Consider the following 22,388-nt stretch of genomic DNA (forward strand, 5'->3'; position numbering starts at 1 on the left):
AAAAATTAAGTTAATGCTAAGGGTTTGAGTTCACGCAAGTCCTTAGACTTACCATACATTGAGAAAGCGGGTGAGGGGAATCGAACCCCTATCATTAGCTTGGAAGGCTAAGGTTTTACCACTAAACTACACCCGCGTTTTTTTTTCACTTATACTAGGCTAACACAACTTCAAGAAATTGAAAAGGGTTTTGTCAGATTTTTTTTGACCTTGGCCTTTGTGCCTAGCGTGGGCCAACAACAAGGGCAACGAGAAACAGGCAAACATATCATAGCAGAAGTGCGTATTTGTGGCATTGTGGGCGCAAGCGTTGCGCCCCTACAGTGGGATGGATTCCGTTTTTGTAGGGGCGTATTGCATACGCCCTTTGCCTTTCTAAAAGGAAAAACAACAATTTTTCTGTCAATTAATTTTAAAGCGGCTTCTAATTGTAAGTTTTCCAATTCTTCAGTTAATCTTGTCTGAAAAACTATAATTGAAATCCGTAACTATAATATTTTATTGTCACCATAGATACGGGAGAGCCAACCGCCATAAAGTTGATGTATCTGTTCAAAGATTCCCCCAGATTCAGTTACAGTCGATCATTATAGTCAATTTGAAAAGAAAATGGCAGATTTATCAGATGAAACCTTGATTGCTGTAGCGAATTTACTTCCTGGATTATTTAAGGTGATCAATTTGGCGACAGCAACCGAATATCAGTTATTCGAGCAATATGGTGAGACGGAGGAAACTTTTTCTGAATTGGAAGAACTTAATAATGCTGCTGAACGAGCAAGATCCTTTTATAATAGGTTGTATGGTTTAGTATTGCAGGTGGCAGAATCTCAACCAATTGCTAATTCAACCCTGTTAAACTTATTGTATGAATCCCTTGAACAAACGCAAGCAACGGCTGATGCAGTTGAAGCAAGTATTTTAGAAATTAAACGAAGTTGGAGTTTATGATGGATACGGAAAAAAAGATTCCTGATGCAGAAACTAGAGCCAAAAATGTCGCACGTTTACGGGAAGTTTGTTTGCAATTTGATCAGCTTAACATGATCTTAGCTCAAGCCAGTGCGATCGCAGAAACAGAATTACAAAATAGTCCCCTCTATATCCATCGCAGGGAAAGAGTTAAAAAACAATTAGAACAGTTAAAATTGAATCGAGAAACTCAGACTTGAATACTATTAGGACTATAACTCATGAACGAACCCGTTACTGTTACTTATTCTCTAGAGGAGATGTTCTCTCGGTTAGAAAATAAAATCGACAACAACCATAAAGAAGTCACTCAGAAGTTAGATAAACAATCAGAAGAAATAACCACTATTAAGGCAACTCTACAGGCACAGCAGCCATTAATCCAGAAAATACCTGACTTAGCCGAAAAAGTAGGGGAGTTAAAAAACTGGAGACAGATTGTTTTTATTGTCTTAACCACCGTTGCTGGCGGGGTTATGGGTTGGTTTATTCGGGGGGGAACCCTTAAACCTTAGCCAAATCCTAGGAGTCAACATCCGTTGATCCCCAAAAAACACCTTTACAGTACAGGTGCGGTTGGGAGGTAATAGTTATCATATAACTATTAGGAAATCTTAATCTTTCTGTTGAAGAAAACTTTCACAATCCTCAAAAGTTCACTTAATTTTATTGTTATTCTCCTGAAACTGTAAAATATTGATGTATTTGAACTTCAAATTCTATTCCCTCAATTTTTTGAAGTTGTGCAATAATTTCTAAAAGGTTTTTCGCTTGAGGATTGCCAGTATCGCTTAACATTCTCATCAGACTTTTAGATGATTTGTGAGTGAGAGTTCCTAATTCTTTAAACCCAATAGTTGCATTTATATAATCTCGTAAAATTGCTTTTCCTATTGGAAATTCTCCCTGAATTAAACAATTAATGGCTTCAGTTAATAGAGATAAGCGAAATTCGGGATCGGTTTCTATTCTTTTCTGCACTGTTTCTTTAAATTGATGAGTTAAAGCCATATTTTAATCCTCTTTTGGTCTGAGAATATTAATCATTTTGGAGTAATAGGGTTTGAGTAGTCCAATCTAATTTTTGTGATATTATTAAATCTCTGCCTCGCTTTCTAAGTAGTTCAGCGACTAAGATATTTGTATCGACAACTAGACGCATGATTCCTCAACTGTACTCATAAACATAGATACATATTCTTCCTCTGTTAATTCTGTTTCAGTTAATACTTTTTCCATGATAACATCAAGTTCTTCCTTGGCTTCTTTGATGTCTTTGTATTCAGTAATTGGATAATAATAGCCAATTTGTTTGCTGTTATGCTCTATACATATCGGTTCTTTTTTGTTTAATAAATCTTGCTTTTCTAGGTTGTTAAATTTAATTGTTTTCATGAGATTTTTGTATGTTTTTGAGATGAATCATGACTTAAACTATTTTAACGTAAATATTTCCATTACGCAAAAAAAAAATAAAAACAGGTGGAAACTTAAACACTAACCACCTGTTATTATTAAGATTAAGCAAGAATTACTGATGAGGAGAAATCCTACTTGACTTCTTTACTTAGCTTTAATGGGTTTGATTTTGTTGGGTATTAATATAAGAGCGAAGCACAGAATTAATCAGTGTTGGATAGCTTTTTCCTTGTTTTTTGAACCATTCTAAAACATCGTTGTCTAAAGGAATAGAAACGGCAGTTTTAGCCATGGGTTTAACCACTTTTGCATTTTCCCAAAAAGTATCATCTAATTCGGGAATGTCTGATGTATCAATAGCAGAATCAGGAATATTTTGGATTTCTTCAAGTCGTTTTGGTGAGATACTCATAATATTGTCTCCTTTCTTTTGGGGTAGCTTTTCGGGCAGAAATTAGGCGAATTTTCCCATTTCTTTCCGTATGGGCAACGGTGACAATGACAAATCCTTGGATTGCCCCTATACTCACTTCTCTGATTTCACCATAATCAAATCGTCTGTCAATGTAAGTAAATGCGATGCCATCAAAAATTTCCTGAGCTTCTTCAAAACTAATACCGTGTTTTTGTCGATTTTGTCTATTCTTATTTTCGTCCCATTCAAATTCCATTATAGTTAAAATATTTTTTATATACAATTATGGATTTAATATTATAATTACGAGCATCTTGCTTGCTAATGATTTCAGCATAATGGAGCAATATGCTCCCAAACCCCCCCCAAAAAAAAATAAAAACAGGTGGAAACATTTAACACTAACCACCTGTCGATATTCAGATTAAGCAAAGGTTGCCTATTTCTTAAAGTTATCTGATGACTTCAGTATCAGTAGCACATTCAACTGCAGCATCATCAACGGCATCATTAGATCCTGTAGGTTTGTTAGTGTCAGTTAAAACATAACCGCCAGCTTTTAAAGCATTGGTTGCGCGACAAACAACGCTTGCAAAAGTGCGATTATTGGTGTCATAAGCGATACCAGAGATATAGTCACGAGTACCATTTTTCTGGTTGGCTGCTTTGGCATCTGCGGGCGCACCAGCAATAATCTCAGCTTTAGCATCGTCACTACCAGTGGCTAATTGAACCCCTGGTGATGTAACTCCGATCAAATAGTATTTTTCATTACCAGTAGGAACTTCAAGAGCTTCGGTTTTTTCTTGGAGGGAAGCACCATCTAATGTATCATCACCAGCAAATCGACCTTTTTCAGTAAAGAAGGATTGTTGAGCGCGGGTCATTGCACCGATGGTACTCTTAGCTTCGGACTCACGAGCTTTACCAACTTGTCCTAAGAGGTTAGGTAAGGCGATCGCTGCTAATACACCGATGATAATTACTACGACTAAAAGTTCAATTAAGGTGAAACCTTTGTTGCCTTTTTTGTTAGCGAGAGATTTGATGAGGTTAGCTTTAAATGTGTTATTCATTGGTTTAGTTCCTGTTTGGTAGAGGTTAGTGTTTTTTTGCTTCTAGATAAAACATACCCACATCGATCAGATTTCATATCACTTTGGAAAAACTTTTTTTTAACAGTAGGGTTCAACGGCCGTTAACCCCTAGGGAAAGGTTGATGGGATGGAGGTTTGGGGGTGATTCGTAGGGGCGGGTTTTTTCCAGAATTTTATGAGTCTCACCGATAGGTTAGATAAACCCGCCCACAGACTCATGTATATATAGATAGGGCGAGTTTTTGCAAAGATTTAGGGTTCTTAGCAGTGGGTTATAAATTTAATCCCCCCTAACCCCCCTTTCTAAAAGGGGGGGAGGTTTTTGGCTGATCGAGTTTTCTGACTAAACCCCCCCTAGGATGGATGGCTTACATTAATACATTTGTTTTTAATTGATTCTGACAAACAATTGAGCAACTAAAAATAGTTGCATTAAATTATTGAATAGCATCATAATGGAAAAAAGGGATAAAGGTTAACATGACCCGAAAAGAAAAGTTAATCAAGCGTCTCTTGAGTAAACCAAAGGATTTTACTTGGGAAGAACTAACAACCCTTTTAAATGGATTTGAGTTTGAGGAGAGAAAAACAGGAAAAACAGGCGGTTCTAGGCGAACTTTCCTCAATTTGTCGGGAGTGGTGATTAGTCTTCATAAACCTCATCCTCGCAATATCCTTAAAAGATATCAAATAGAACAAGTGATTGAGATTCTCCAACAAGAGGGACTACTATGAAAAATATGATGGAGTATCAAGGATATTATGGGTCAGTCAATTATAATGACGAAGATGAAATATTTTATGGAAAAGTTGAGTATATTCGCAGTTTGATTAGCTATGAAGGGGATGATGTACAATCTCTGAAAGCAAATTTTCAGGAAGCGGTTAATGATTACCTGGCAGTTTGTGAAGAAAAGGGGATGGAATCGGAAAAACCCTTTAAAGGAAGTTTTAATATAAGACCAGGTGCGGATCTCCATAGACGAGCAGCGATCGCAGCACAACAAAGAGGAATTAATTTGAATAAGTTGGTGACAGAAGCGATCGAGCAGTATGTTAAGGAAAACTAATTAAAAGCAGTCTCTCGGCCGCCACCAAGAGGATATCACAGAAAATGATTCTAAGCACGGAGTTTAACTCATGAGTCAGACACCCATTACAGTAACTTACTCGTTATATGAAACCGACTATCCTTTATGGCTGGAAAAGCAAGGGAATGCGCTTAAGAATCGTGACGTTAACGCTTTAGACTGGAATAATTTATTAGAGGAAATAGAGTATTTTGCTAATGAACAGATTCACGCGGTTAATAATCTTTTAAAACAAATTATTATCCATCGTTTAAAACTTGATTACTCTTTTGACATTTATTCTAGACACCATTGGCAATGTGAAATCAATGCTTTTATTGATAATTTAGAAGATAAATTGACCAATTCTATCCGAAATAAAATTGATCTTGAAAAGCCTTATAAAAGGGCTAGACGCACGGTTTTAGAAAAATACAATCTTGATTTACCACCTGATTGTCCTTACTCCCTTGAGGAATTAATCACCTATCTGGACGTGAATAATTGAAAATATTCCATTTTCATTAACTTGGACTACAGATGTGGATGTTGTAGGGGTCAACGCCAGCCCCCTTGCCCCGCTTAGTAAGGGGGGTTGGGGGGTTGGTCGCTGAATGGGGATAAATCGGGGGACTTTTCGCCGAAGAAAGTTAATTAGCCGACAAATGCTTTAACGGGTTCAGAAACACCTGCGGGTTCGGTTCCCTTGAGGTAAGCTAACATGGTGTCAGCATCAGAGACTTCAAAGGGGTCAATGGGGCAGTTGTCGCTGAAGTCGGGTTCAACAAAGATTTTTTCGATTTTGCAGTCATTGACGAACATGGAATAACGCCAGGAACGCATTCCAAAACCAATATTAGATTTATCAACTAACATCCCCATTTTACGGGTAAATTCGCCGCTTCCATCGGGTAATAAGAAGACATTTTTCGCTTCTTGTTGTTTGCCCCATTGGAACATCACAAAAGCATCATTGACTGAGATACAAACGATTTTGTCAACACCTAACGCTTTAAATTCATCATATAACTCTTCGTAGCGAGGTAAGTGGTTAGATGAACAGGTGGGGGTGAAGGCACCAGGTAAGGAGAAAACAACGACTTTCTTACCAGCAAAAATGTCTTCGGTGGTCAAATCTTGCCAACGGTAGGGGTTGGAACCGGGAACGGACTCATCACGAACACGGGTTTTAAAGACAACACTGGGTACAGTTTCGAGAACTGCCATATTTCACCTCTTGACGATCAGTTTTGTTTTAGCCTTTGCTATGGTAAATCAGAATAATTCTTATTTAAGAAAAAGTCAATAGTAATAAATACTTAGTTTATTGAGTAATTTTAAGATAAGTAATCATCTAAAAAACTCTAAATTATAATATAGTAAGGTCTTTATAAGAAACAGTTAAGGGAATGCAAAAGGAAGCCGCAGCCATCGTTAAACGCCTGAAAAAGAATAAATTACGGGTAACACCCCAACGTTTTGCCGTTTACGCCAATTTACTAGCTAGAACTGACCATCCAACGGCAGAACAAATTTTGAGCGATCTCAACCAAACGGCCCCTACTTCGTCCCAAGCTACGGTTTATAGTGCTTTACAGGCCTTACGTCAAGTGGGTTTGGTGCGAGAGGTTTTGTTAGAGGAAGGGGTTTCTCGTTATGATGCAAATGTGGATTCTCATCATCATTTTCGCTGTCGATGCTGTGGCGTAATTGAGGATATTCCCTGGAAAACCTTTCAATCTATTAATTTACAAGGGTTAAGACCTGGTATTCAACCAGAAAGATATGAAGTGACAGTACAGGGAGTCTGCGATCGCTGTCAAGATTAATGATGGATAGTTCGATACAGGAAATTTATACTACACTAAACAGAAGATAAACCCCTTTTCGTTGGCAGTATCGACAATTCCATGCTCTCTCTATTGCAGATCAAAAATTTTGCGTTAGTGGATCAGTTAACCCTCAAATTTGGCGGGGGTTTAAATGTGTTGACAGGGGAAACGGGAGCGGGAAAATCTATCATTCTTGATGCGATCGATATTGTTTTAGGGGGAAAGGTCAATAATCGTTTAATTCGTCAAGGAACCCAACAAGCGTCCTTAGAGGCAACGTTTCAAGGGAATGAAACCATCTTTAAATGGTTACAACAACAAGAAATTGAGTTGTTAGAGGATGGGACGGTGGTTTGTCTGCGGGAGTTGTCCGTGACGGGGGAAACCTTGCGATCGCGTTGCCGTGTTAATGGGGTTTTAGTCAATTTACCCTTAATGGCACAACTTAGGGAAAATTTAGTCGAAATTACGGCCCAAGGACAAACGGTACAATTGATGGATGCCATCCGACAACGGGAATTATTGGATCTTTATGGTGGCCAGGCTATTTTAAAACAGCGAAAATTGGTAGAATCGGCTTACGAAAATTGGAAAAATAAACAGCAAAATTTAGAAAAACGCCGTAAATCTCAACAGGAACGGTTACAACGCTTAGATTTATTGGAATATCAATGTAAAGAACTGGTAGAAGCCCAATTAACTGAGGCCGATGAACTTGAACAATTAGAACAAGAACGCGATCGCCTTTCCCATGTGGTGGAGTTGCAACAGTTGAGTTACCAAACCTATCAACTCCTTTATCAAAATGATAGCGATGAACCTGCGATCGCTGACCGTTTGGCAGAAGCCGAAATGCTCTTGACAGATATGGCAGAATATGATAGAGAAATTGAATCAGTATTAGAGATGGTCAAATCGGCCTTAACCCAAGTGGTAGAGGCGGGACAGCAGATTAATGGCTATGGGGACAGTTTAGAAGCCGATCCCCAGAGATTAACGGAGGTAGAGGAGAGAATTAACTTAATTAAGCGAATTTGTCGTAAATATGGCCCAAGTTTGGGGGAAGCGATCGCTTATTATGAGAAATTACAGGCTGACTTAGGGGAATTAAAAAATAGTGAACAGTCCATTGAGCAATTAGAAAAAGATTTGAAAATTGCTGAAGAAAAGTTAATCAAGCTTTGTCAAGAATTAACAGAATTACGACAAAAAGCTGCCACAAAATTAGAGAAACAATTAGTCAAAGAATTAAAACCTTTGGCCATGGATAAAGTTATTTTTGTCTGTCAAATTACCCCTTGTCCTCCCAGTATAACAGGGAGTGATAAAGTCGTTTTTTATTTTAGTCCCAACCCAGGAGAAAAGATACAACCCCTATCAAGTACCGCATCTGGGGGAGAAATGAGCCGTTTTTTATTAGCATTAAAAGCCTGTTTTGCTCAATCTGAAAAATGTTCAGGGACATTGATTTTTGATGAAATTGATGCAGGAGTTTCAGGAAAAGTTGCCCAAGCTATTGCTGAAAAATTACACAGTTTAAGTCAAGGTTATCAAGTTTTATGTGTCACTCATCAGCCTTTAGTTGCGGCGATGGCAGAGCATCATTTTCGGGTAGAAAAGCAAATAATCGAAGAATCTGCTATTATTAAACCTAACGGTAATGGTCAATTAAGTTTGCCAGAAATTCGTACAGTTGTCAGGGTTAAAGAATTAGAAAATTTAAAAACCAGACAGGAAGAATTAGCCCAATTAACAGGAGGACATTCGGCAGAAGATGCCCTTCAATTTGCCCAATCATTATTAGTCAAAGCTGAGGCTTATCGCTTGGGAAAGCAGTGATTTTAGCGGAAATCATCGACAATGCAGACCCCAAATTAATTAGTTTAATTATTATTATAAGCTTATTCATTGGTGTGTTAGGATGGGGTTTTTTTATTTTAGTTTATTAATAAAATTCCCTGGTTTGAAGATCCCCGTTTTAACAGTAAAATTAATAAATGAATACAGGCTAAAGCCTTATTCTATAAGCACAAAGGCTGTCTACACAGCCTAATTTTAAGCCTGGGTAGCCAGGCTTAGTTCCGATAGCTTAACCCGATCGGGTTTAAGCCTGTAATTTTTAATCGTTTTACATCCTAGGTTCGGTAGAGCCAACTTAATTAATTAAAGGTGATTTTAAATAGCCGCATGATGATGCCAAAAATAAACACAATAATGGCAGACAAAACGATGTAAAAGAAAGGATTAGAAAAGTCAACATAGGGAACATTATTAAGAGTCTCTTCAATAAAGTCTGGCAAAGCAAAGCGGACAAAGAAAGTTAAAAGCCAAGAAATAACCACAGCAGAAACTACCCAAATTAAGAGGCGAACGTTATTATAAACTTGAACAATAAAGGGTGTCGGCCATCCTAAAGATTTAGGGGCGGGTTGAAATGCTTCACCAGTCAATAACCAGTAACCTAATTGCTTAACTAAAGGAGTTTTTCGACCTGGTTTATAGTTTAAATATTCTACATGACTTAATAGATGAATAGCTTCTGCTTTATAGGCAATTTCTTGGGGTTGTTGTTTATCTCCAATGGTTTTAAAATTAAATAAAGCCGTTCTACCTGCCACTGGATCAGTAGGATCATAAACATTCAACCATTCAAACTTTGAGTTAAAGACACTGTTATCTTTATTAACAGGAACAATTGCAGGCCAAACCACACCAAATTTACTTAAGGGGGAACCATAGGTCATAAACCCTTGAAGATTTCTAAATAAGTCTGAACGGGACACAATATCATTATTATTTAACCAAGCAGGACGAGAAGGTAACATATTATTTATGTCGTCATCTGTTAGATCTTTTTTTGCTTTTGTTGGGCTAACATATTGCCATCTTCGCCATAAATCTTCATTCAAATAATTTGGTAATGCTTCTTCTGTTTCCATTAACCCATTAAAGGCAACAATGGTTCCTAAACTATGGGATAAAACATACCAACGATCATAATTTCTCAAACTCATCTCAACCAACCCTTTAACCATTCGTCGTCGAATGGAAAGACGGGGACGTTGACCTAAATCAACTAATGGGCCTTTTCCTTGCCTTCTTCCCTGTTGATAAAGTTTAATATCCCCTAAATATTGAACTAAAATATCAGGCCGTAAATCAAATCCCAATACCTTGCGTAAAATCACACTTAAAAATGACAGAACAGGCAACACTAATAAAATAACTAAAGATACCCAGAAAAACCTCAAACGACCATTGAAATCCATTTGCGGTTTATTTCCGTTAATATCTTGGGGAGGACTCATCTGATCACTGGTTGCCAAATTGATGTCAGCATATTGTTTTCGTGACCACAAAGATAGACCCCACCCCCAAAAAGTCATTTGAGTTTGTAGACTCGTCCGTTCCCCTAAATCAGCCCACCAAACCTCACTGAATGCTAATTGTGTGAGGTTATTTTGATCATCTCTAATTTCAATAATTACAGGTTCTTTATCATCATCAGCTTGCCAGGTTTGTTGACTAGCAGCATAAGCTCCGGTATTTTGTTCATTAACAATTATTCTCACCTTCAGGGTTTTATCTGCTTTTAAAGCGGTTGCTACATCCCTAACAATTTCTTCTACGGTTTCAAATTTGCGTTGTTCACCGATTCCGTGAACGACTAAAACCCCGACTCTCTCGTTTCTTATTGCTGTCATGATAATTTCTCCTGGAGAATTGAGGTTTAATCCCTCATTTTCACTCGGTGTGTTTTCTGGAGGATCTTTTGGCCATATTGATGATAATTTATCCCAAATCCACTTTACAAAGTAGACTAGAAAATTGACAAAGTAGACTAAAAAATTGTCAGATTTAGTAAAGAACTTAGCTCTTATCTCCTCAGAATATCCACCATTGATTAGAAAATTGTCACATTTTTTTGATTCGGCATCAATTACTTGACTATCTTTTGTAGGTTTTGCGAGAGAAAACCGAAAAAATGGATCGTCTTCAGAAAATTTTTCATCCTTTAACAGGGATTTGAAAAAGTCACTTTCTTTACTAGACATATATCTCATTACTTGAGTTTCTGAGATGGCAAAAAGTTTCTCTTTGCTGCAATCAAAATTAAACAGTGACTCTTTAAAATTACCTTCATAGCGAACAAAAACCGAATTTTCATCTATAGATAAAAAAGCAGGTTCTGACGTAGCAGAATCTAAGTATACCGCTACTAATTGATTATTTTTACGACCAATAGGAACTACTGGTGCTGGATAGCGTCCGAGGGGGCAGTCATGTCCTAATAACTCAAAATCACTGGGCTTCTGTATCATGCTTCAAGGCCAATCATAAAGTTTAATGTAACGTTTTTTAACAAGTTTACTAGCTTCCTCTTCTATTTTTGCTTCAATTTCAGATGGGGTGAATATCTTATGAGAGTCATAAGCATAATAATCAGGAACGCAGTCTCGAAGATACTTTTCACAAAAATCAACGAAATCCTTCATTAAGCCTTCGGGAAAGGCTACCCATGCAGGAGAATCAAATTTTAAATCAACCTGTTTTTCAACTTGACACTCAATTATACATTTTCGATGATCGCAACCTTCTTTTGTAAGATCGGACTCTAGAAAATTATATAATTCAGGAAGGGGGTCTTGTAAATCTGTTAGGTTGGACTTATGATCTCCTCTTAAATACTTTTTGTTAGAACCATAAATATAATGTATAAGTTTACAAGGTATCTCAAAGTTGTTTGGTTGATTAGAAACAGCATACCTATCAAAGTTTCTTAATGTTTGACTCCATGGTTCGCCATATCTTTCTGTCTGTGCCGCTCCTGTATCATAAGGAAAGTATCTAGCTACGTTATCAAGTAACTTGGGAGCGAACAAAAAGGCAACTGGTAATTCCGTCGGTTCTTGAGTCACTTTCTTCTTAGAACGATAGAAGGCTCCTCCATAAAAAAAGTATAGTAAATTTTGATGAAAAACGGGGCATTCTCCAGGTTGAAGAGAACCTTGTTCACAAATCTTCGGAAACCAACGAGCATTGCTCATATGAACAATTGGTAATGGTTTTGGTAAGTTGTCAGGATTTTTTAAATCCCTAATTGTATCATTGAGGGAGGTCATAGATGCTTATACACACTCATTATTCTTGGTTCTACCGAACTTGGCAATGATTTTGTTAACAATCAAACTATTAAAAACTCAAACACTTGCCAAATAATGCTTTAAGGATGTTAATCCGAATCGTTTCATGTGACAGGTTTGGTAGAACCTGATTTTTCGTCTTTTGGTAATCGATCAGATTTCCAGCTTTCATTAGTAACTTGAAGAATTTTTTTATATCTTTGATAAAATTCATCAACAGTTATATCTTCTAATGCTGATGCTTGACGACACTTTTGATATTTAATGTCAGAGTTGAGATCGTAAAGTTTCATGAGTGTTTCATTATTGTTAACCCATCTCGACCGATAATTAAACAAGCCATCCCAAGCATTAACAATCGTCATAGAAGAACTTACAATAAGAGCTATGACTGATAAAGGCTGCTGATCATATATTTGTCCTACACCAATTAAAACTGTCGTGGCTGCCGATAGACAAACTGATAGCATAGTGAACCTGACTGTATTTTTCCGATACAAATCAACTTTCTTTTTGAAAGAAGAAATTCGTTTATCAATTCCTTCTTCTAGAAACTGGAGTGCTTTTTGGTCACACATATATTCATTAATTCTAACATTCAACACTTCTGATCTATTACCCTTTAACCCTTGGCAAAGTTAATGATAAAAAGTTATTACGGCGTGAATTGGCTTAGTTATTATCATAGGGCAGAAATAATCAATCAATACATGAATTTTTATTAAGTTTTAACAAAAATGACAGAGAAAGGGTGGTTTTAGCCAAAACCACCCCCTACGAATTTTGTGTAATTAATTCTGTGTACTTACTTAACAATTATTCATTCATATTCTTTAAGGTTGCGACTGCTGACGGAGAAATTTGATTAAGATAACGAAAAATCCAATACTTAAAAACTGTATCGAGGATCACAGGAAAGGTAGCAATAAAGAGAAAAATCGCGCTATGATTAGCAGCAATTCCTAGATGATTGGCGATTCCTTCTAATAAAACTTCCCAACCATGAGGGGAGTGAAACCCTACAAAGATATCAGTAAATAGAATTAAAATAAAGGCTTTAGCACTATCACTAAGTCCATAAATAATATCGTTTAAAAATAGTTTAATTGCTACCATACCCTGAGAATTAAAGGCAACGACGACTAACAAAGCGGCTAAACCAGTTAAATCAGCAAAAACATTACTAATGGCATTCGTTCCTTTTTGATGAAAAGTTTCTTCAATTTCTTGGGCTTTTTTGGTAACTTTATTTTCTAATAATTCAGGAGAAAAATTAGGAATATGATGGAGTAACTTTTCAAATTTAAGTTCTTCTTCAAAAGCTTGTAATTCCCGCAAAGCTTCTTCTTTCATTTCTGAATTAATAAATATGGGAACTTCATGATGATTTCGGTAATTTTCAATTAAAGGAAGAAAAATGAATTCTTTGGAAATTTTTTGACAGAGTAAAGGAATAAGAATTAATAAGATTAATACACTAATTGCTTGTCGGGTAACACGACGAGAACTGCGGAATTTTTGAACTAATTCTTCCTCAGCTTTTGGACTCATATCAATTTGAATTTTCTTAAGGGTTTTGCCGATTGAACGGGGTAAAGCACCTGTTTTCTTGAAGTTTTCTGCGGGTTTTTCAAAGTCTAATAAGTTTACTTGAGATACATTTGAAGGTTTATTATTTGAGTTTTTTTGCGATGATGAATCATTATTATTTGAGTTAATGGATAGGATGTTTTTCTCTAACTCTTGATAGCGGTTTAGGGTTTCATCAATAAATTTAAGTTTATTGATGAATTCATAGTTTGAATGTCTTAAAAATAAACGACTGACTTTAAACTCAGTAATTTTGAGCTTGATATAAGTCAATTTATTGTCTACATCTTCGACAAAGCAATCAACAACATTTTTGGTATATTTGCCAGAACTTTCTGAAACAGTTTGGCCATTAAAATGTTCCTTTTCTATTTTTTGAATTTTCAAAGCAGCTTGATAAGCTTCTTCTAAGGATCTTTCCGGTGTACTAAAAAACCATTTATTTAGTTTTGTAAATTTAGGAGAACTGGAATTATTTTGAGAGGGAACTATAGAGGACTTCATATTGACTAAAGTTTAACAAAAAGATGATATTTGATCAAAAATGTTTATCTAGTTAGGTTGTAAACTAGAAAGGGGATCGGGAACAGGAAAGGCCTCATATCCTAATTTAACAAATTTTTTTTCTTGGGCATTATAAGCGGAAATTATTCCTAGTTCAATATCATAAACCCAAGCATGAAGGGAAAGCTTATTACTGTGTGATTTAGAACGAATTACGGGGTAGGTTTCGATATTTTCGATCTGGGTTAAAACATTTTCTTCAATGGCAATCCTTAAAAGCTTTTCACCATCATAGTGTTTATAATTATCCTTAAGAAGACGACGAGTTGATTCAGCATGATGTTTTAACCAAGTATAAACTAGAGGCATTTCTTCTGTTAAACTATTGAGTTGTAGTAACCCTTTCATACTCCCACAATCAGAATGTCCACAAATAATAATATGCTTGATATCTAAAGCACAGACTGCATATTCTATGGCAGCACCTTCACTATTATTTGTGGTTCCATGAGGGGGGATAATATTACCTAAATTGCGAATAATAAAGAGTTCTCCTGGTTTCGTTTGGGTTAAAAGATTGGGATCAATTCGAGAGTCAGAACAAGTAATAAATAGAATTTCTGGAGTCTGTCCCTGTGACAGTTGACGAAATAGTTCTTGATTAACTGTAAAATAGTTAGTTTGGAACTGATTAAGTCCTTGAATAATTCGATTCATTGGCATAAAGTTATCCATGTTCTTATAGATTAAAGTTTGACTAATGGTGTATCCATTTAGCTTCATTGACTAAACAGATACCCCCCACTTTGTTAAGTAAAGGTTTTAGAGTTTCTGTCAGGTTAAAAAGTTGCTTTTCATTGGTACAAACTGTCAGGATATAAGTACCATGATAGACACAGTTATCATCGGAACAAGATAACCCGCGATCGCCTTTTCCTGATGTGTCATTAATGATGGTGTAACCGGAAACACCAATGTTATCTAAAATCTTTAATGCGTCTTGAAGATGGGAATCACTGATAATGATTTCAACGCGCTTAACATCCTGCATAAATGAAATAATATTGTTCATGTTGTTCACCAAAAGAGTCCGATTAATTACTATTTTACAATTAAAATTATAGCAAAATAATTAATCGGATTACATCAATTAATGCACTACCCAATTAGAATCAGTCACTAAACATACTCCCCCAATACGTTTCAATAGTTTAACAACTTCTTCTACTAAAAAATCAAGCTGTTTTTTATCAGTACAAACTGTCATAATATAACTGTTACTAGAGGTTCGATCTAAATCATTGTAGGACATTCCTCTGTCACCTTTGCCCGCTATATTTTCAATCACTGTATATCCCGATACCCGAACTGAATTTAAAATGTCTAAAATTTCGTTCAATTCTAGGGTACTGATGATAATTTCTACCTTATTAACTGCTTGCATTTTGTCTTTAAGCTCCAATTCCAAGACGGTGAATAATTTCTAAATAAAGAGGAATTCCGATGACAATATTAAAGGGAAATGTTAATGCTAAGGCCATAGAAACATAGAGACTAGGATTAGCTTCAGGAACCGTCATTCTCATGGCAGCAGGAACCGCAATATAGGAAGCACTAGCAGACAAAACAGCAAATAAAAGGGCATTTCCTTCTGTAAATCCGAGAACTTTAGCAACGGAAATTCCCACCAAAGCATTAACCACAGGAGAGATGACAGAAAAGCCAATTAAAAATGATCCAGTTTTACCCAATTCTCGAATTCTTTTCGCGGCGACTAACCCCATATCTAATAAGAAAAATGTGAGGGCCCCGTAAAAAATTCCTTGGGTAAAGGGTTGTAATTTCTCCCAACCTTTTTCTCCCGTTAATATGCCAATTAATAAACTTCCAACCAATAGAAAAACTGAGCCATTTAAGAAAGCTTCTTGTAAAACTTTTCCCCAAGAAACTGCCCCATCACCCTCTTTTTTAGGAGCAAAAAGTCGCACTAAAATTAAGCCGACAACAATGGCCGGAGACTCCATTAAGGCCAAGGCAGCAACCATGTGACCTCCATAGGTAATATGGAGTTTTTCTAAGAAGGAACTAGCAGTAATAAAGGTAACAGCACTAATAGAACCATAGGCTGCAGCAATGGCAGCAGCGTTGTAATTATCTAATCGATAGCGAAGGATGAAATAAGAATAAATTGGCACAATTGAAGCCATAATAACAGCAGCAACTAAGGTTAAAATTATTTGAGTATTTAACCCACTTTCTGATAATTCATAGCCTCCTTTAAATCCAATAGCTATCAGTAAGTAAAGAGAAAATAGTTTCGGTAAAGGATGAGGAATTTCTAAATCAGATTTACAAAAAACAGCACACATTCCCAAGAAAAAAAACAAAACGGGAGGATTCAAAATGTTAAAGAGGATCAAACTTCCATCCATGAACTGACTTTCCTTGATTGTGTAAACTTTTAATAACCTCCTTTGAGAATACTTTACAATCTCTAAGAAAACGATGAGAAAATGCTAAGAATATTCTTATTTAGTTTTTAAACAAGGAAACATGAGCATGATTTCCTAATAGTTTGCTGAAAATTATCGAGTGAAATTCGTAATCATACATAAAATCACAGGTCTTGTGTTAAGATGGGCAGTCAAAAATAATAGTTTAAGAACCAAGACCATGACTTTTTCCAATCACCCAATGGCGACGGAAAAAGCGAGACAAAGAAGACTCTTCTAAGGACAAATAAATCGGTCTACCGTGGGGACAAGTTCGAGGATTCCGAGTTTTTTTCCAACTATCTAAAAGGTCTTGCATTTCAGATACATTAAGGGTTGTTCCGTTCCGAATTGCACTCCGACAAGCGGTAGCAACTTGGGCTGTTTCTAAATCGCCTCCTAAACTTAATTCTAACAAAGCTGCCGCACAATCATCCCGCTGTGATAATATTTGAGGAACCGTCCGTACTGCCCATATATGTTCCCCAAATAGCTCAATTTCTAAGCCAATACGTTGTAATTGTTCTACTTGAGATTGGGATAATTTGGTTAAAATAATAGGACTGTCTAGAGGAATTAATTGCCAATTATCTTGTAATTTTTCATATAAAACCCGTTCATGAGCAATATGTTGTTCAATTAACCATAACCCGCTCGAATGTTCTGCTACAATATAAGTCTGATTTACTTGCCCTACTGCCCGTAATGTAAAGACTTCTAACTGATTAACTTTCTTTGAATTAACTTGATAACTACCCTTATCTTCTGATACTTTCAGTAACTTTTTCACCCGTTGATTTTGACCATAAGTGTCCAAGGTAACAGAGGATAATCTTAGGGTTTGTTCAATAATTTTTGTTACATTTTCTTGCCAAAAATCAAGGGACTGTAAATAAATTTCCGTTTTGGCCGGATGACGATTCCAGTCAATTTGATTAGGAGGTATTTTTAAATGAATAAAACAGATAGGAAAACGATTTTTTGGTAAAGTACGACTAAAAGCAGCCAAAATAGTTTGTTCTAATTGCGGCGATCGCACGACACGGCCATTCACCCCGACCTTAACCCAATCAGGACGACCCCGATGAGTGCGATCGGGTAATCCTAACACCACTTCAATCCTACCTTGCGTCTCTATATCTTGGCTAAGATACTGTAAATCATGAAAATGAACCCGTTTGAGTAATTGGGGTAAAATCTGCTGTGGTGTCCTTCCTGGACTAATATTGAAGCAAGATTGATTATTTTGCTGGACTTGCCAAGTAATCTGGGGATGACACAGGGCCAGGTTCTCAATAATGCTCTGAATTGCCTTTAATTGCTGCGAGAAGGCGGGTAAACCTTGACGACGGATGGGAATTCGCCCAAACAAATTAGATACGGTAATAATAGTTCCTGGGGCAATAGGCGCAGTTTCTTCTGTTTTAGCGTCCCCATCAAGATTATAGCGAAGACACCAGCCACTTCCATCCTCATCAGCCTGGCGACTGATCACTTCCAACTCAGCGACTTGGATAATACTATGTAACGCTTCCCCACGGAACCCTAAGCTGGTAATTTTCCAAAGATCATCAAGATCACAAATTTTGCTCGTACTGTGAGGTTTCCCACAGTTACGCAAGTCTTCTAAGGACATCCCCTGACCATTATCTGTCACCTTGACCTGCCAAATCTCAGGATAAAGGGAGATAACCAAACGAGTTGCCCCCGCATCAAGGGAATTTTCTACTAATTCTCTGACCACAGCTGCAAAAGAATCAATGACTTCTCCTGCAGCGATTAAATTGATGAGATGAGGAGAAAGAGGTTTAATGGGGGGTGACATGAAGGGAAGTCGATACTTTTCCTATGTTCTCACAATTGGATTCACCATGTTAAGGGTTTTGTCCTCAATGGTGCATTGAGTGACCTGTTTTTTCGGCGAATTTCGGCAATAATGCCCCCCACTTCCACTTTTAGATAGAGACGGTTAAATCCTATCTCCCTAATGTCGGGAACCATTTAGACAACAGCAACATCAGGAGTCATAATTAGCTGTTCACTGCTAGGCAATTCTAAACAGTAACCAGCCCCATAGACCGTCTTAATGTAGCAAGGATGTCTGGGATCGGGTTCTAATTTAGTCCGTAAATGGCGAATATGAACCCGAATGGTTTCAATATCGTCATCAGGATCGTAACCCCACACTTCTTTAAGAATTTCGCTAGGGGAAACTGTTTGTCCATGACGTTGCAGTAAGCAGTGTAATAACTCAAATTCTAAATGAGTTAACTTGACTGTTCGATCAAACCAGATAGCCTCAAATCTTTCGGGAATTAGGGTTAAGGGCCCATAATTCAAGATTTCCGAATGTTTAGCCGCTTGGGGAATACGATCAGTTCGTCTGAGTAAGGCCCGTACCCTGGCTAACATTTCCTCGACTTCAAAGGGTTTGGTGAGATAGTCATCGGCCCCCGCATTGAAACCTTCTACTTTGTCTTTGGTTTGTCCTAGGGCCGATAACATCAGCACCGGAATATCAGAGGTACGATCATCTCGGCGAAGTCGTTGGCACACAGTAAACCCATCTACTTTGGGCAGCATGAGGTCAAGCATGATTAAATCGGGCTGCAGTTGGACGGCTAAGGCCTGTCCTTTAATTCCGTCTTCCGCTTGGTTGATGTCATAACCCGCCATCTCTAGATTGATAGCGACGAGTTCTGAAATTGCGGCATCATCATCGATTACGAGTATTCGAGGCATTGCAACAAATTGATAACTAAATGTAAACGTTTACGAAGAAGTATGTTCGGATGATAAAGAATCCTGTCCCGATTATAAGCATGATTTCTCAAATGGTTGTAAATTTGTTAAATTTTCCAGATAAAATATCCGGTGCAAGGGCTTTAATGTTAAGATTTATTACAGAAATTCAAGCCATTTTCAGGGTAATTGGGGTTAAATTAAAGATTAAGGGAGTTTTAATCTAGGAGAAAAGATAATTAAAATTTATGTTATCCGCGTTTATTCGCTATTTTTCAGATATATAGTATATTAATGCAGTAATATGGCTCATTTTGGACTAATTTGCCCAGTAGAAACCGGACACCTCCATACCATGCTGCCTTTGGGAAAAGAATTAAAAAGGCGTGGTCATCAGGTTACTTTTTTTGGCATTGTGGACGCTGAGGCAAAAATTAAGGCCGCGGGGTTAGAATTTCAGGGGATTGGCGAGAAAGTGTTTCCTTTGGGGTCTACGGAACAGGGGTTTGCTGAACTGGCTAAACTCAGGGGCATTCCTGCCTTGCTTTATACAATGAATTGGTTTCGGGGGTTAGCGGACACATTTTTACAAGAAGCCCCGACTATTATTAAATCAGCTAATATAGATACTTTATTGGTAGATCAAATTTCTCCTGAAGGGGGAACAATTGCGGAATTTTTAAAGATTTCTTTTATCACGGTTTGTTCTGCTTTACCTTTTAATCAAGAATCGGGTATTCCTCCCTTTTTTACGACTTGGCAATATGATTCAGTTTGGTGGGCCCGTCTTCGTAATCAAATAATTTATGCTTTAGCAAATCCCTTTGGAAAATCGTTAAAACAATTAAGAGCGAAATATCGTCAAAAGTGGAATTTACCCCCAGAATCTTCCGTTGATTCCTCCTTAGCAATTTTATGTCATCAACCAGCACCATTTGAATTTCCTAGGGAAAAGTTGCCCCAATGGTTTCATTTTACGGGGCCTTATCATACCAGTATGGAACGTCCGATGATTCCCTTTCCTTGGGAAAAATTAACGGGACAGCCTTTGATTTATGCCTCAATGGGAACCTTACAAAATGGCATGATTGATGTCTTTGAAAAAATCGCTCAAGCTTGTGTAGGCTTAGAGGCTCAATTAGTGATATCTTTAGGAGGAAAAAATAAGTTTGAATCCTTACCAAAATTACCTGGTAATCCTTTGGTAGTCGAATATGCAGCCCAATTAGAATTATTGCAAAAAGCGGTATTAAATATTACTCATGCGGGGATGAATAGTACCTTAGAATCTTTAACCTATGGGGTTCCCATGGTGGCTATTCCTATTACAAATGATCAGCCAGGTATTGCTGCCCGTATTGCCTGGACAGGAACAGGGGAGTTAATCCCTTTGTCTCAGTTAACGGTTTCTAAACTTCGCGCTACAATTCAAAAGGTATTAACTGAAGATTCCTATCGCAATAATGCGTTAAGATTACAAAAGGCGATTCATCAGGCAGGAGGTGTTCAACGAGCAGTTGATATTATCGAAACAGTAGCTTTGACAAAACAACCTGTTTTAAAGACAAAATTTTAATGATGGAAAAACAAACAATTCAACTCGAAAAATATCAAGCAGCTTATACCAGTGTTGGTCAAGGAATTCCGGTAATTTTATTACATGGCTTTTTTGGGGATGGTTGGACACTTAATCCGATTATTCAAGAATTAAAAGATGACTATCATTGTCTTGGGTTGGATTTATTAGGGTTTGGTGATTCTTCTAAGCCAAAAATCAATTATTTGATTGAGTATCAAGTTAGCTTTTTACGGGAATTTATTCAAGCTAAAAACATAAAAGAATTCTATCTAATTGGGTATTCCTATGGTGCGTGGGTAGCCTCTGCTTATGCTATTTCTCAAGAAAAACTATCTTCTTTTAATAATTTAACGATTAATAAATCTGATACTATTGGTTTAGTAAGCCAGGAAAAATCTACTTTAAAAAAAATGGTTTTAATGGCTCCTGCGGGTATTCGAGATGATAAGTTTGTCGGCCGATATAATCACCTTAAACCCTTACTTTGGGAAAGTCCATTAGTTGATTTTGGTTTAGATATAATTTCTCCTATTGCTAAATTAATTGGGCAGAAAAAGCAGTTTGATTTTATTCGAGAAGTTCGTCAATCTTTAATCAATCAACCCGTTGCTAAAGCCATGCTTACTAATCGTTTAAAACCAGAAGATGCGGTTGATACGGTTGACAAAAACATCCATAAAATAACTATTCCAACTATGGTTATTGCTGGGGAACAAGATCAAACGATTCCCTTGTGGCATTCCCAAACTTATGCTAACAATATTCCTCAAGCTGCTTTAGAAATACTTCCCGATGCTGATCACAATTTAATACATACTCACAGTAAAAAAATTGGACAATTAATTAAAAAATATTGGCAAAAATAAGATTATTATACTTGAACAGAAGGACATAAATGAGCTAAATCACAATCTGCACAAATAGGTTTTCTCGCTTTACAAATTGCCCGACCATGATAAATAATCCGAATTGAAAAATTTTCCCAATCTGCTTGAGGAAATAAGGGCATTAAATCTCTTTCTATTTTAATGGGGTCGGTTGCTTCTGTTAATCCTAATCGTTGACTTAAGCGTTTAACATGGGTGTCTACTGTTACCCCTTCATTAATACCAAAACCGTGCGCTAAGACCACATTAGCTGTCTTTCTCGCTACTCCTGATAAACTGAGTAATTGTTCCATTTGTTTCGGAACATTACCCCCAAACTCATCGACAATTTTTTGACAAGCACCTTGAATATTTTTAGCCTTATTACGATAGAATCCAGTAGAACGGATTAAGGTTTCTAATTCTTCCCTGTCTGCTGAAGCTAAAGAAGGCGCATCAGGAAATCTAGCAAATAATTCTGGTGTAACTTTATTAACCCTTTCATCCGTACATTGGGCCGATAAAATTGTGGCGACTAATAACTGTATAGGAGTTTCATAAGTTAAACTACAAGTGGCATCAGGATAAAGACGTTTGAGAATAATTAAAATTTCTAAAGCCCGTTGTTTTTTACTAGCACGTTTTCGAGTAAGACTCATCTAATTC

The 22,388-nt window shown here is 37.0% G+C and carries 28 protein-coding genes and 1 tRNA gene; 11 read left to right on the forward strand and 18 right to left on the reverse strand.

All coding sequences use genetic code 11. The features are described from left to right. Positions 1-65: 65 nt before the first annotated feature. Positions 66-136: transfer RNA gene (locus tag VB715_RS06670), tRNA-Gly, on the reverse strand. A gap of 92 nt (positions 137-228) precedes the next feature. Here VB715_RS06670 and VB715_RS06675 point away from each other — a divergent pair. The 4 genes from VB715_RS06675 (at position 229) to VB715_RS06690 (ending at position 1,487) form a co-directional block, all read left to right on the forward strand. Continuing rightward, entirely contained in the window at positions 229-465 is a 237-nt protein-coding gene (locus VB715_RS06675; protein WP_323300412.1) for a hypothetical protein, read from the forward strand. A gap of 144 nt (positions 466-609) precedes the next feature. Further along, complete coding sequence (locus VB715_RS06680) at positions 610-951, forward strand: hypothetical protein (protein WP_323300413.1); 342 nt, start codon at positions 610-612, stop codon at positions 949-951. Further along, entirely contained in the window at positions 948-1,172 is a 225-nt protein-coding gene (locus tag VB715_RS06685; protein ID WP_323300414.1) for a hypothetical protein, read from the forward strand. Before VB715_RS06680 ends, VB715_RS06685 begins: the two co-directional genes overlap by 4 nt. A 21-nt stretch (positions 1,173-1,193) precedes the next feature. After that, positions 1,194-1,487, forward strand: a complete 294-nt coding sequence (locus VB715_RS06690) for a hypothetical protein (RefSeq protein ID WP_323300415.1) — start codon at positions 1,194-1,196, stop codon at positions 1,485-1,487. Between the two features lie 157 nt (positions 1,488-1,644). On the opposite strand, the gene VB715_RS06695 is transcribed toward VB715_RS06690, so the two are convergent. The 5 genes from VB715_RS06695 to VB715_RS06715 all read right to left on the reverse strand — a co-directional run bounded on the left by VB715_RS06695 (position 1,645) and on the right by VB715_RS06715 (position 3,882). Then, a complete protein-coding gene (locus VB715_RS06695; protein WP_323300416.1) occupies positions 1,645-1,983 on the reverse strand; it encodes a transcriptional regulator in 339 nt (112 codons plus the stop codon). 141 nt (positions 1,984-2,124) lie between these two features. Continuing rightward, on the reverse strand, positions 2,125-2,367 hold the full coding sequence (locus tag VB715_RS06700; protein WP_323300417.1) for a hypothetical protein: 243 nt from the start codon (positions 2,365-2,367) through the stop codon (positions 2,125-2,127). 178 nt (positions 2,368-2,545) lie between these two features. Then, positions 2,546-2,803 (reverse strand): BrnA antitoxin family protein, encoded by a 258-nt coding sequence (locus tag VB715_RS06705; RefSeq protein ID WP_323300418.1) that lies wholly within the window; start codon positions 2,801-2,803, stop codon positions 2,546-2,548. Beyond that, on the reverse strand, positions 2,778-3,062 hold the full coding sequence (locus VB715_RS06710; RefSeq protein ID WP_323300419.1) for a BrnT family toxin: 285 nt from the start codon (positions 3,060-3,062) through the stop codon (positions 2,778-2,780). Before VB715_RS06710 ends, VB715_RS06705 begins: the two co-directional genes overlap by 26 nt. A 196-nt stretch (positions 3,063-3,258) precedes the next feature. Beyond that, a complete protein-coding gene (locus tag VB715_RS06715; RefSeq protein WP_323300420.1) occupies positions 3,259-3,882 on the reverse strand; it encodes a type IV pilin protein in 624 nt (207 codons plus the stop codon). Positions 3,883-4,383: 501 nt separating this feature from the next. On the opposite strand from VB715_RS06715, the gene VB715_RS06720 reads away from it, so the two are divergent. The 3 genes from VB715_RS06720 to VB715_RS06730 all read left to right on the forward strand — a co-directional run bounded on the left by VB715_RS06720 (position 4,384) and on the right by VB715_RS06730 (position 5,481). Then, positions 4,384-4,638 (forward strand): type II toxin-antitoxin system HicA family toxin, encoded by a 255-nt coding sequence (locus tag VB715_RS06720; protein WP_323300421.1) that lies wholly within the window; start codon positions 4,384-4,386, stop codon positions 4,636-4,638. Continuing rightward, positions 4,635-4,973 (forward strand): type II toxin-antitoxin system HicB family antitoxin, encoded by a 339-nt coding sequence (locus VB715_RS06725; RefSeq protein WP_323300422.1) that lies wholly within the window; start codon positions 4,635-4,637, stop codon positions 4,971-4,973. Before VB715_RS06720 ends, VB715_RS06725 begins: the two co-directional genes overlap by 4 nt. Positions 4,974-5,043: 70 nt before the next feature. After that, positions 5,044-5,481, forward strand: coding sequence for a DUF29 domain-containing protein (locus tag VB715_RS06730; RefSeq protein WP_323300423.1), 438 nt, complete (start codon positions 5,044-5,046; stop codon positions 5,479-5,481). 146 nt (positions 5,482-5,627) lie between these two features. Here VB715_RS06730 and VB715_RS06735 read toward each other — a convergent pair whose 3' ends face one another. Beyond that, entirely contained in the window at positions 5,628-6,200 is a 573-nt protein-coding gene (locus tag VB715_RS06735; protein WP_323300424.1) for a peroxiredoxin, read from the reverse strand. Positions 6,201-6,382: 182 nt separating this feature from the next. Between VB715_RS06735 and VB715_RS06740 the strand changes: the two genes are divergently transcribed. Both VB715_RS06740 and recN read left to right on the forward strand, forming a co-directional pair. Further along, complete coding sequence (locus tag VB715_RS06740) at positions 6,383-6,802, forward strand: Fur family transcriptional regulator (RefSeq protein WP_323300425.1); 420 nt, start codon at positions 6,383-6,385, stop codon at positions 6,800-6,802. Positions 6,803-6,883: 81 nt separating this feature from the next. After that, on the forward strand, positions 6,884-8,644 hold the full coding sequence (recN, locus tag VB715_RS06745; RefSeq protein WP_323300426.1) for a DNA repair protein RecN: 1,761 nt from the start codon (positions 6,884-6,886) through the stop codon (positions 8,642-8,644). Between the two features lie 320 nt (positions 8,645-8,964). On the opposite strand, the gene VB715_RS06750 is transcribed toward recN, so the two are convergent. The 10 genes from VB715_RS06750 to VB715_RS06795 all read right to left on the reverse strand — a co-directional run bounded on the left by VB715_RS06750 (position 8,965) and on the right by VB715_RS06795 (position 19,277). Then, on the reverse strand, positions 8,965-11,127 hold the full coding sequence (locus VB715_RS06750) for a hypothetical protein (RefSeq protein WP_323300427.1): 2,163 nt from the start codon (positions 11,125-11,127) through the stop codon (positions 8,965-8,967). A gap of 3 nt (positions 11,128-11,130) precedes the next feature. Next, positions 11,131-11,928 carry a hypothetical protein gene (locus VB715_RS06755; RefSeq protein WP_323300428.1) on the reverse strand — a complete coding sequence of 266 codons (798 nt, stop codon included), beginning with the start codon at positions 11,926-11,928 and terminating at the stop codon, positions 11,131-11,133. 125 nt (positions 11,929-12,053) lie between these two features. Beyond that, positions 12,054-12,527, reverse strand: coding sequence for a DUF4231 domain-containing protein (locus VB715_RS06760; RefSeq protein ID WP_323300429.1), 474 nt, complete (start codon positions 12,525-12,527; stop codon positions 12,054-12,056). A 238-nt stretch (positions 12,528-12,765) separates the two neighbouring features. After that, positions 12,766-14,043 (reverse strand): proton extrusion protein PcxA, encoded by a 1,278-nt coding sequence (locus tag VB715_RS06765; RefSeq protein ID WP_323300430.1) that lies wholly within the window; start codon positions 14,041-14,043, stop codon positions 12,766-12,768. A 48-nt stretch (positions 14,044-14,091) separates the two neighbouring features. Further along, entirely contained in the window at positions 14,092-14,766 is a 675-nt protein-coding gene (locus VB715_RS06770; protein WP_323300431.1) for a carbonic anhydrase, read from the reverse strand. Between the two features lie 34 nt (positions 14,767-14,800). Then, the gene (locus tag VB715_RS06775; RefSeq protein ID WP_323300432.1) at positions 14,801-15,115 is read right to left on the reverse strand and encodes a P-II family nitrogen regulator; all 315 of its coding nucleotides are present in this window, start codon (positions 15,113-15,115) and stop codon (positions 14,801-14,803) included. A 78-nt stretch (positions 15,116-15,193) separates the two neighbouring features. After that, positions 15,194-15,487, reverse strand: a complete 294-nt coding sequence (locus VB715_RS06780) for a P-II family nitrogen regulator (protein ID WP_323300433.1) — start codon at positions 15,485-15,487, stop codon at positions 15,194-15,196. 7 nt (positions 15,488-15,494) lie between these two features. Further along, positions 15,495-16,475 carry a sodium-dependent bicarbonate transport family permease gene (locus VB715_RS06785; RefSeq protein WP_323300434.1) on the reverse strand — a complete coding sequence of 327 codons (981 nt, stop codon included), beginning with the start codon at positions 16,473-16,475 and terminating at the stop codon, positions 15,495-15,497. A gap of 226 nt (positions 16,476-16,701) precedes the next feature. Beyond that, positions 16,702-18,360 carry a DNA mismatch repair endonuclease MutL gene (mutL, locus tag VB715_RS06790; RefSeq protein ID WP_323300435.1) on the reverse strand — a complete coding sequence of 553 codons (1,659 nt, stop codon included), beginning with the start codon at positions 18,358-18,360 and terminating at the stop codon, positions 16,702-16,704. Positions 18,361-18,536: 176 nt separating this feature from the next. Then, on the reverse strand, positions 18,537-19,277 hold the full coding sequence (locus VB715_RS06795; protein ID WP_323291686.1) for a response regulator transcription factor: 741 nt from the start codon (positions 19,275-19,277) through the stop codon (positions 18,537-18,539). Positions 19,278-19,581: 304 nt separating this feature from the next. Here VB715_RS06795 and VB715_RS06800 point away from each other — a divergent pair, with 304 nt between their 5' ends. Further along, positions 19,582-20,853 carry a glycosyltransferase gene (locus VB715_RS06800; RefSeq protein WP_323300436.1) on the forward strand — a complete coding sequence of 424 codons (1,272 nt, stop codon included), beginning with the start codon at positions 19,582-19,584 and terminating at the stop codon, positions 20,851-20,853. Then, positions 20,853-21,722 (forward strand): alpha/beta hydrolase, encoded by an 870-nt coding sequence (locus VB715_RS06805; protein WP_323300437.1) that lies wholly within the window; start codon positions 20,853-20,855, stop codon positions 21,720-21,722. Before VB715_RS06800 ends, VB715_RS06805 begins: the two co-directional genes overlap by 1 nt. Positions 21,723-21,727: 5 nt before the next feature. Here the strand turns inward: VB715_RS06805 and nth are convergent, their stop codons facing one another. Continuing rightward, positions 21,728-22,381, reverse strand: a complete 654-nt coding sequence (gene nth, locus VB715_RS06810) for an endonuclease III (protein ID WP_323300438.1) — start codon at positions 22,379-22,381, stop codon at positions 21,728-21,730. Positions 22,382-22,388 lie beyond the last annotated feature (7 nt).

Source organism: Crocosphaera sp. UHCC 0190, from assembly GCF_034932065.1.
GTDB lineage: Bacteria > Cyanobacteriota > Cyanobacteriia > Cyanobacteriales > Microcystaceae > UHCC-0190.

Bases quoted from the DNA above. Each gene is read 5' to 3' on its own strand.
- VB715_RS06680 (WP_323300413.1), top strand. From the start codon at position 610: ATGGCAGATTTATCAGATGAAACCTTGATTGCTGTAGCGAATTTACTT.
- VB715_RS06685 (WP_323300414.1), top strand. From the start codon at position 948: ATGATGGATACGGAAAAAAAGATTCCTGATGCAGAAACTAGAGCCAAA.
- VB715_RS06690 (WP_323300415.1), top strand. From the start codon at position 1,194: ATGAACGAACCCGTTACTGTTACTTATTCTCTAGAGGAGATGTTCTCT.
- VB715_RS06695 (WP_323300416.1), bottom strand. From the start codon at position 1,983: ATGGCTTTAACTCATCAATTTAAAGAAACAGTGCAGAAAAGAATAGAA.
- VB715_RS06700 (WP_323300417.1), bottom strand. From the start codon at position 2,367: ATGAAAACAATTAAATTTAACAACCTAGAAAAGCAAGATTTATTAAAC.
- VB715_RS06705 (WP_323300418.1), bottom strand. From the start codon at position 2,803: ATGAGTATCTCACCAAAACGACTTGAAGAAATCCAAAATATTCCTGAT.
- VB715_RS06710 (WP_323300419.1), bottom strand. From the start codon at position 3,062: ATGGAATTTGAATGGGACGAAAATAAGAATAGACAAAATCGACAAAAA.
- VB715_RS06715 (WP_323300420.1), bottom strand. From the start codon at position 3,882: ATGAATAACACATTTAAAGCTAACCTCATCAAATCTCTCGCTAACAAA.
- VB715_RS06720 (WP_323300421.1), top strand. From the start codon at position 4,384: ATGACCCGAAAAGAAAAGTTAATCAAGCGTCTCTTGAGTAAACCAAAG.
- VB715_RS06725 (WP_323300422.1), top strand. From the start codon at position 4,635: ATGAAAAATATGATGGAGTATCAAGGATATTATGGGTCAGTCAATTAT.
- VB715_RS06730 (WP_323300423.1), top strand. From the start codon at position 5,044: ATGAGTCAGACACCCATTACAGTAACTTACTCGTTATATGAAACCGAC.
- VB715_RS06735 (WP_323300424.1), bottom strand. From the start codon at position 6,200: ATGGCAGTTCTCGAAACTGTACCCAGTGTTGTCTTTAAAACCCGTGTT.
- VB715_RS06740 (WP_323300425.1), top strand. From the start codon at position 6,383: ATGCAAAAGGAAGCCGCAGCCATCGTTAAACGCCTGAAAAAGAATAAA.
- recN (WP_323300426.1), top strand. From the start codon at position 6,884: ATGCTCTCTCTATTGCAGATCAAAAATTTTGCGTTAGTGGATCAGTTA.
- VB715_RS06750 (WP_323300427.1), bottom strand. From the start codon at position 11,127: ATGATACAGAAGCCCAGTGATTTTGAGTTATTAGGACATGACTGCCCC.
- VB715_RS06755 (WP_323300428.1), bottom strand. From the start codon at position 11,928: ATGACCTCCCTCAATGATACAATTAGGGATTTAAAAAATCCTGACAAC.
- VB715_RS06760 (WP_323300429.1), bottom strand. From the start codon at position 12,527: ATGTGTGACCAAAAAGCACTCCAGTTTCTAGAAGAAGGAATTGATAAA.
- VB715_RS06765 (WP_323300430.1), bottom strand. From the start codon at position 14,043: ATGAAGTCCTCTATAGTTCCCTCTCAAAATAATTCCAGTTCTCCTAAA.
- VB715_RS06770 (WP_323300431.1), bottom strand. From the start codon at position 14,766: ATGCCAATGAATCGAATTATTCAAGGACTTAATCAGTTCCAAACTAAC.
- VB715_RS06775 (WP_323300432.1), bottom strand. From the start codon at position 15,115: ATGAACAATATTATTTCATTTATGCAGGATGTTAAGCGCGTTGAAATC.
- VB715_RS06780 (WP_323300433.1), bottom strand. From the start codon at position 15,487: ATGCAAGCAGTTAATAAGGTAGAAATTATCATCAGTACCCTAGAATTG.
- VB715_RS06785 (WP_323300434.1), bottom strand. From the start codon at position 16,475: ATGGATGGAAGTTTGATCCTCTTTAACATTTTGAATCCTCCCGTTTTG.
- mutL (WP_323300435.1), bottom strand. From the start codon at position 18,360: ATGTCACCCCCCATTAAACCTCTTTCTCCTCATCTCATCAATTTAATC.
- VB715_RS06795 (WP_323291686.1), bottom strand. From the start codon at position 19,277: ATGCCTCGAATACTCGTAATCGATGATGATGCCGCAATTTCAGAACTC.
- VB715_RS06800 (WP_323300436.1), top strand. From the start codon at position 19,582: ATGGCTCATTTTGGACTAATTTGCCCAGTAGAAACCGGACACCTCCAT.
- VB715_RS06805 (WP_323300437.1), top strand. From the start codon at position 20,853: ATGATGGAAAAACAAACAATTCAACTCGAAAAATATCAAGCAGCTTAT.
- nth (WP_323300438.1), bottom strand. From the start codon at position 22,381: ATGAGTCTTACTCGAAAACGTGCTAGTAAAAAACAACGGGCTTTAGAA.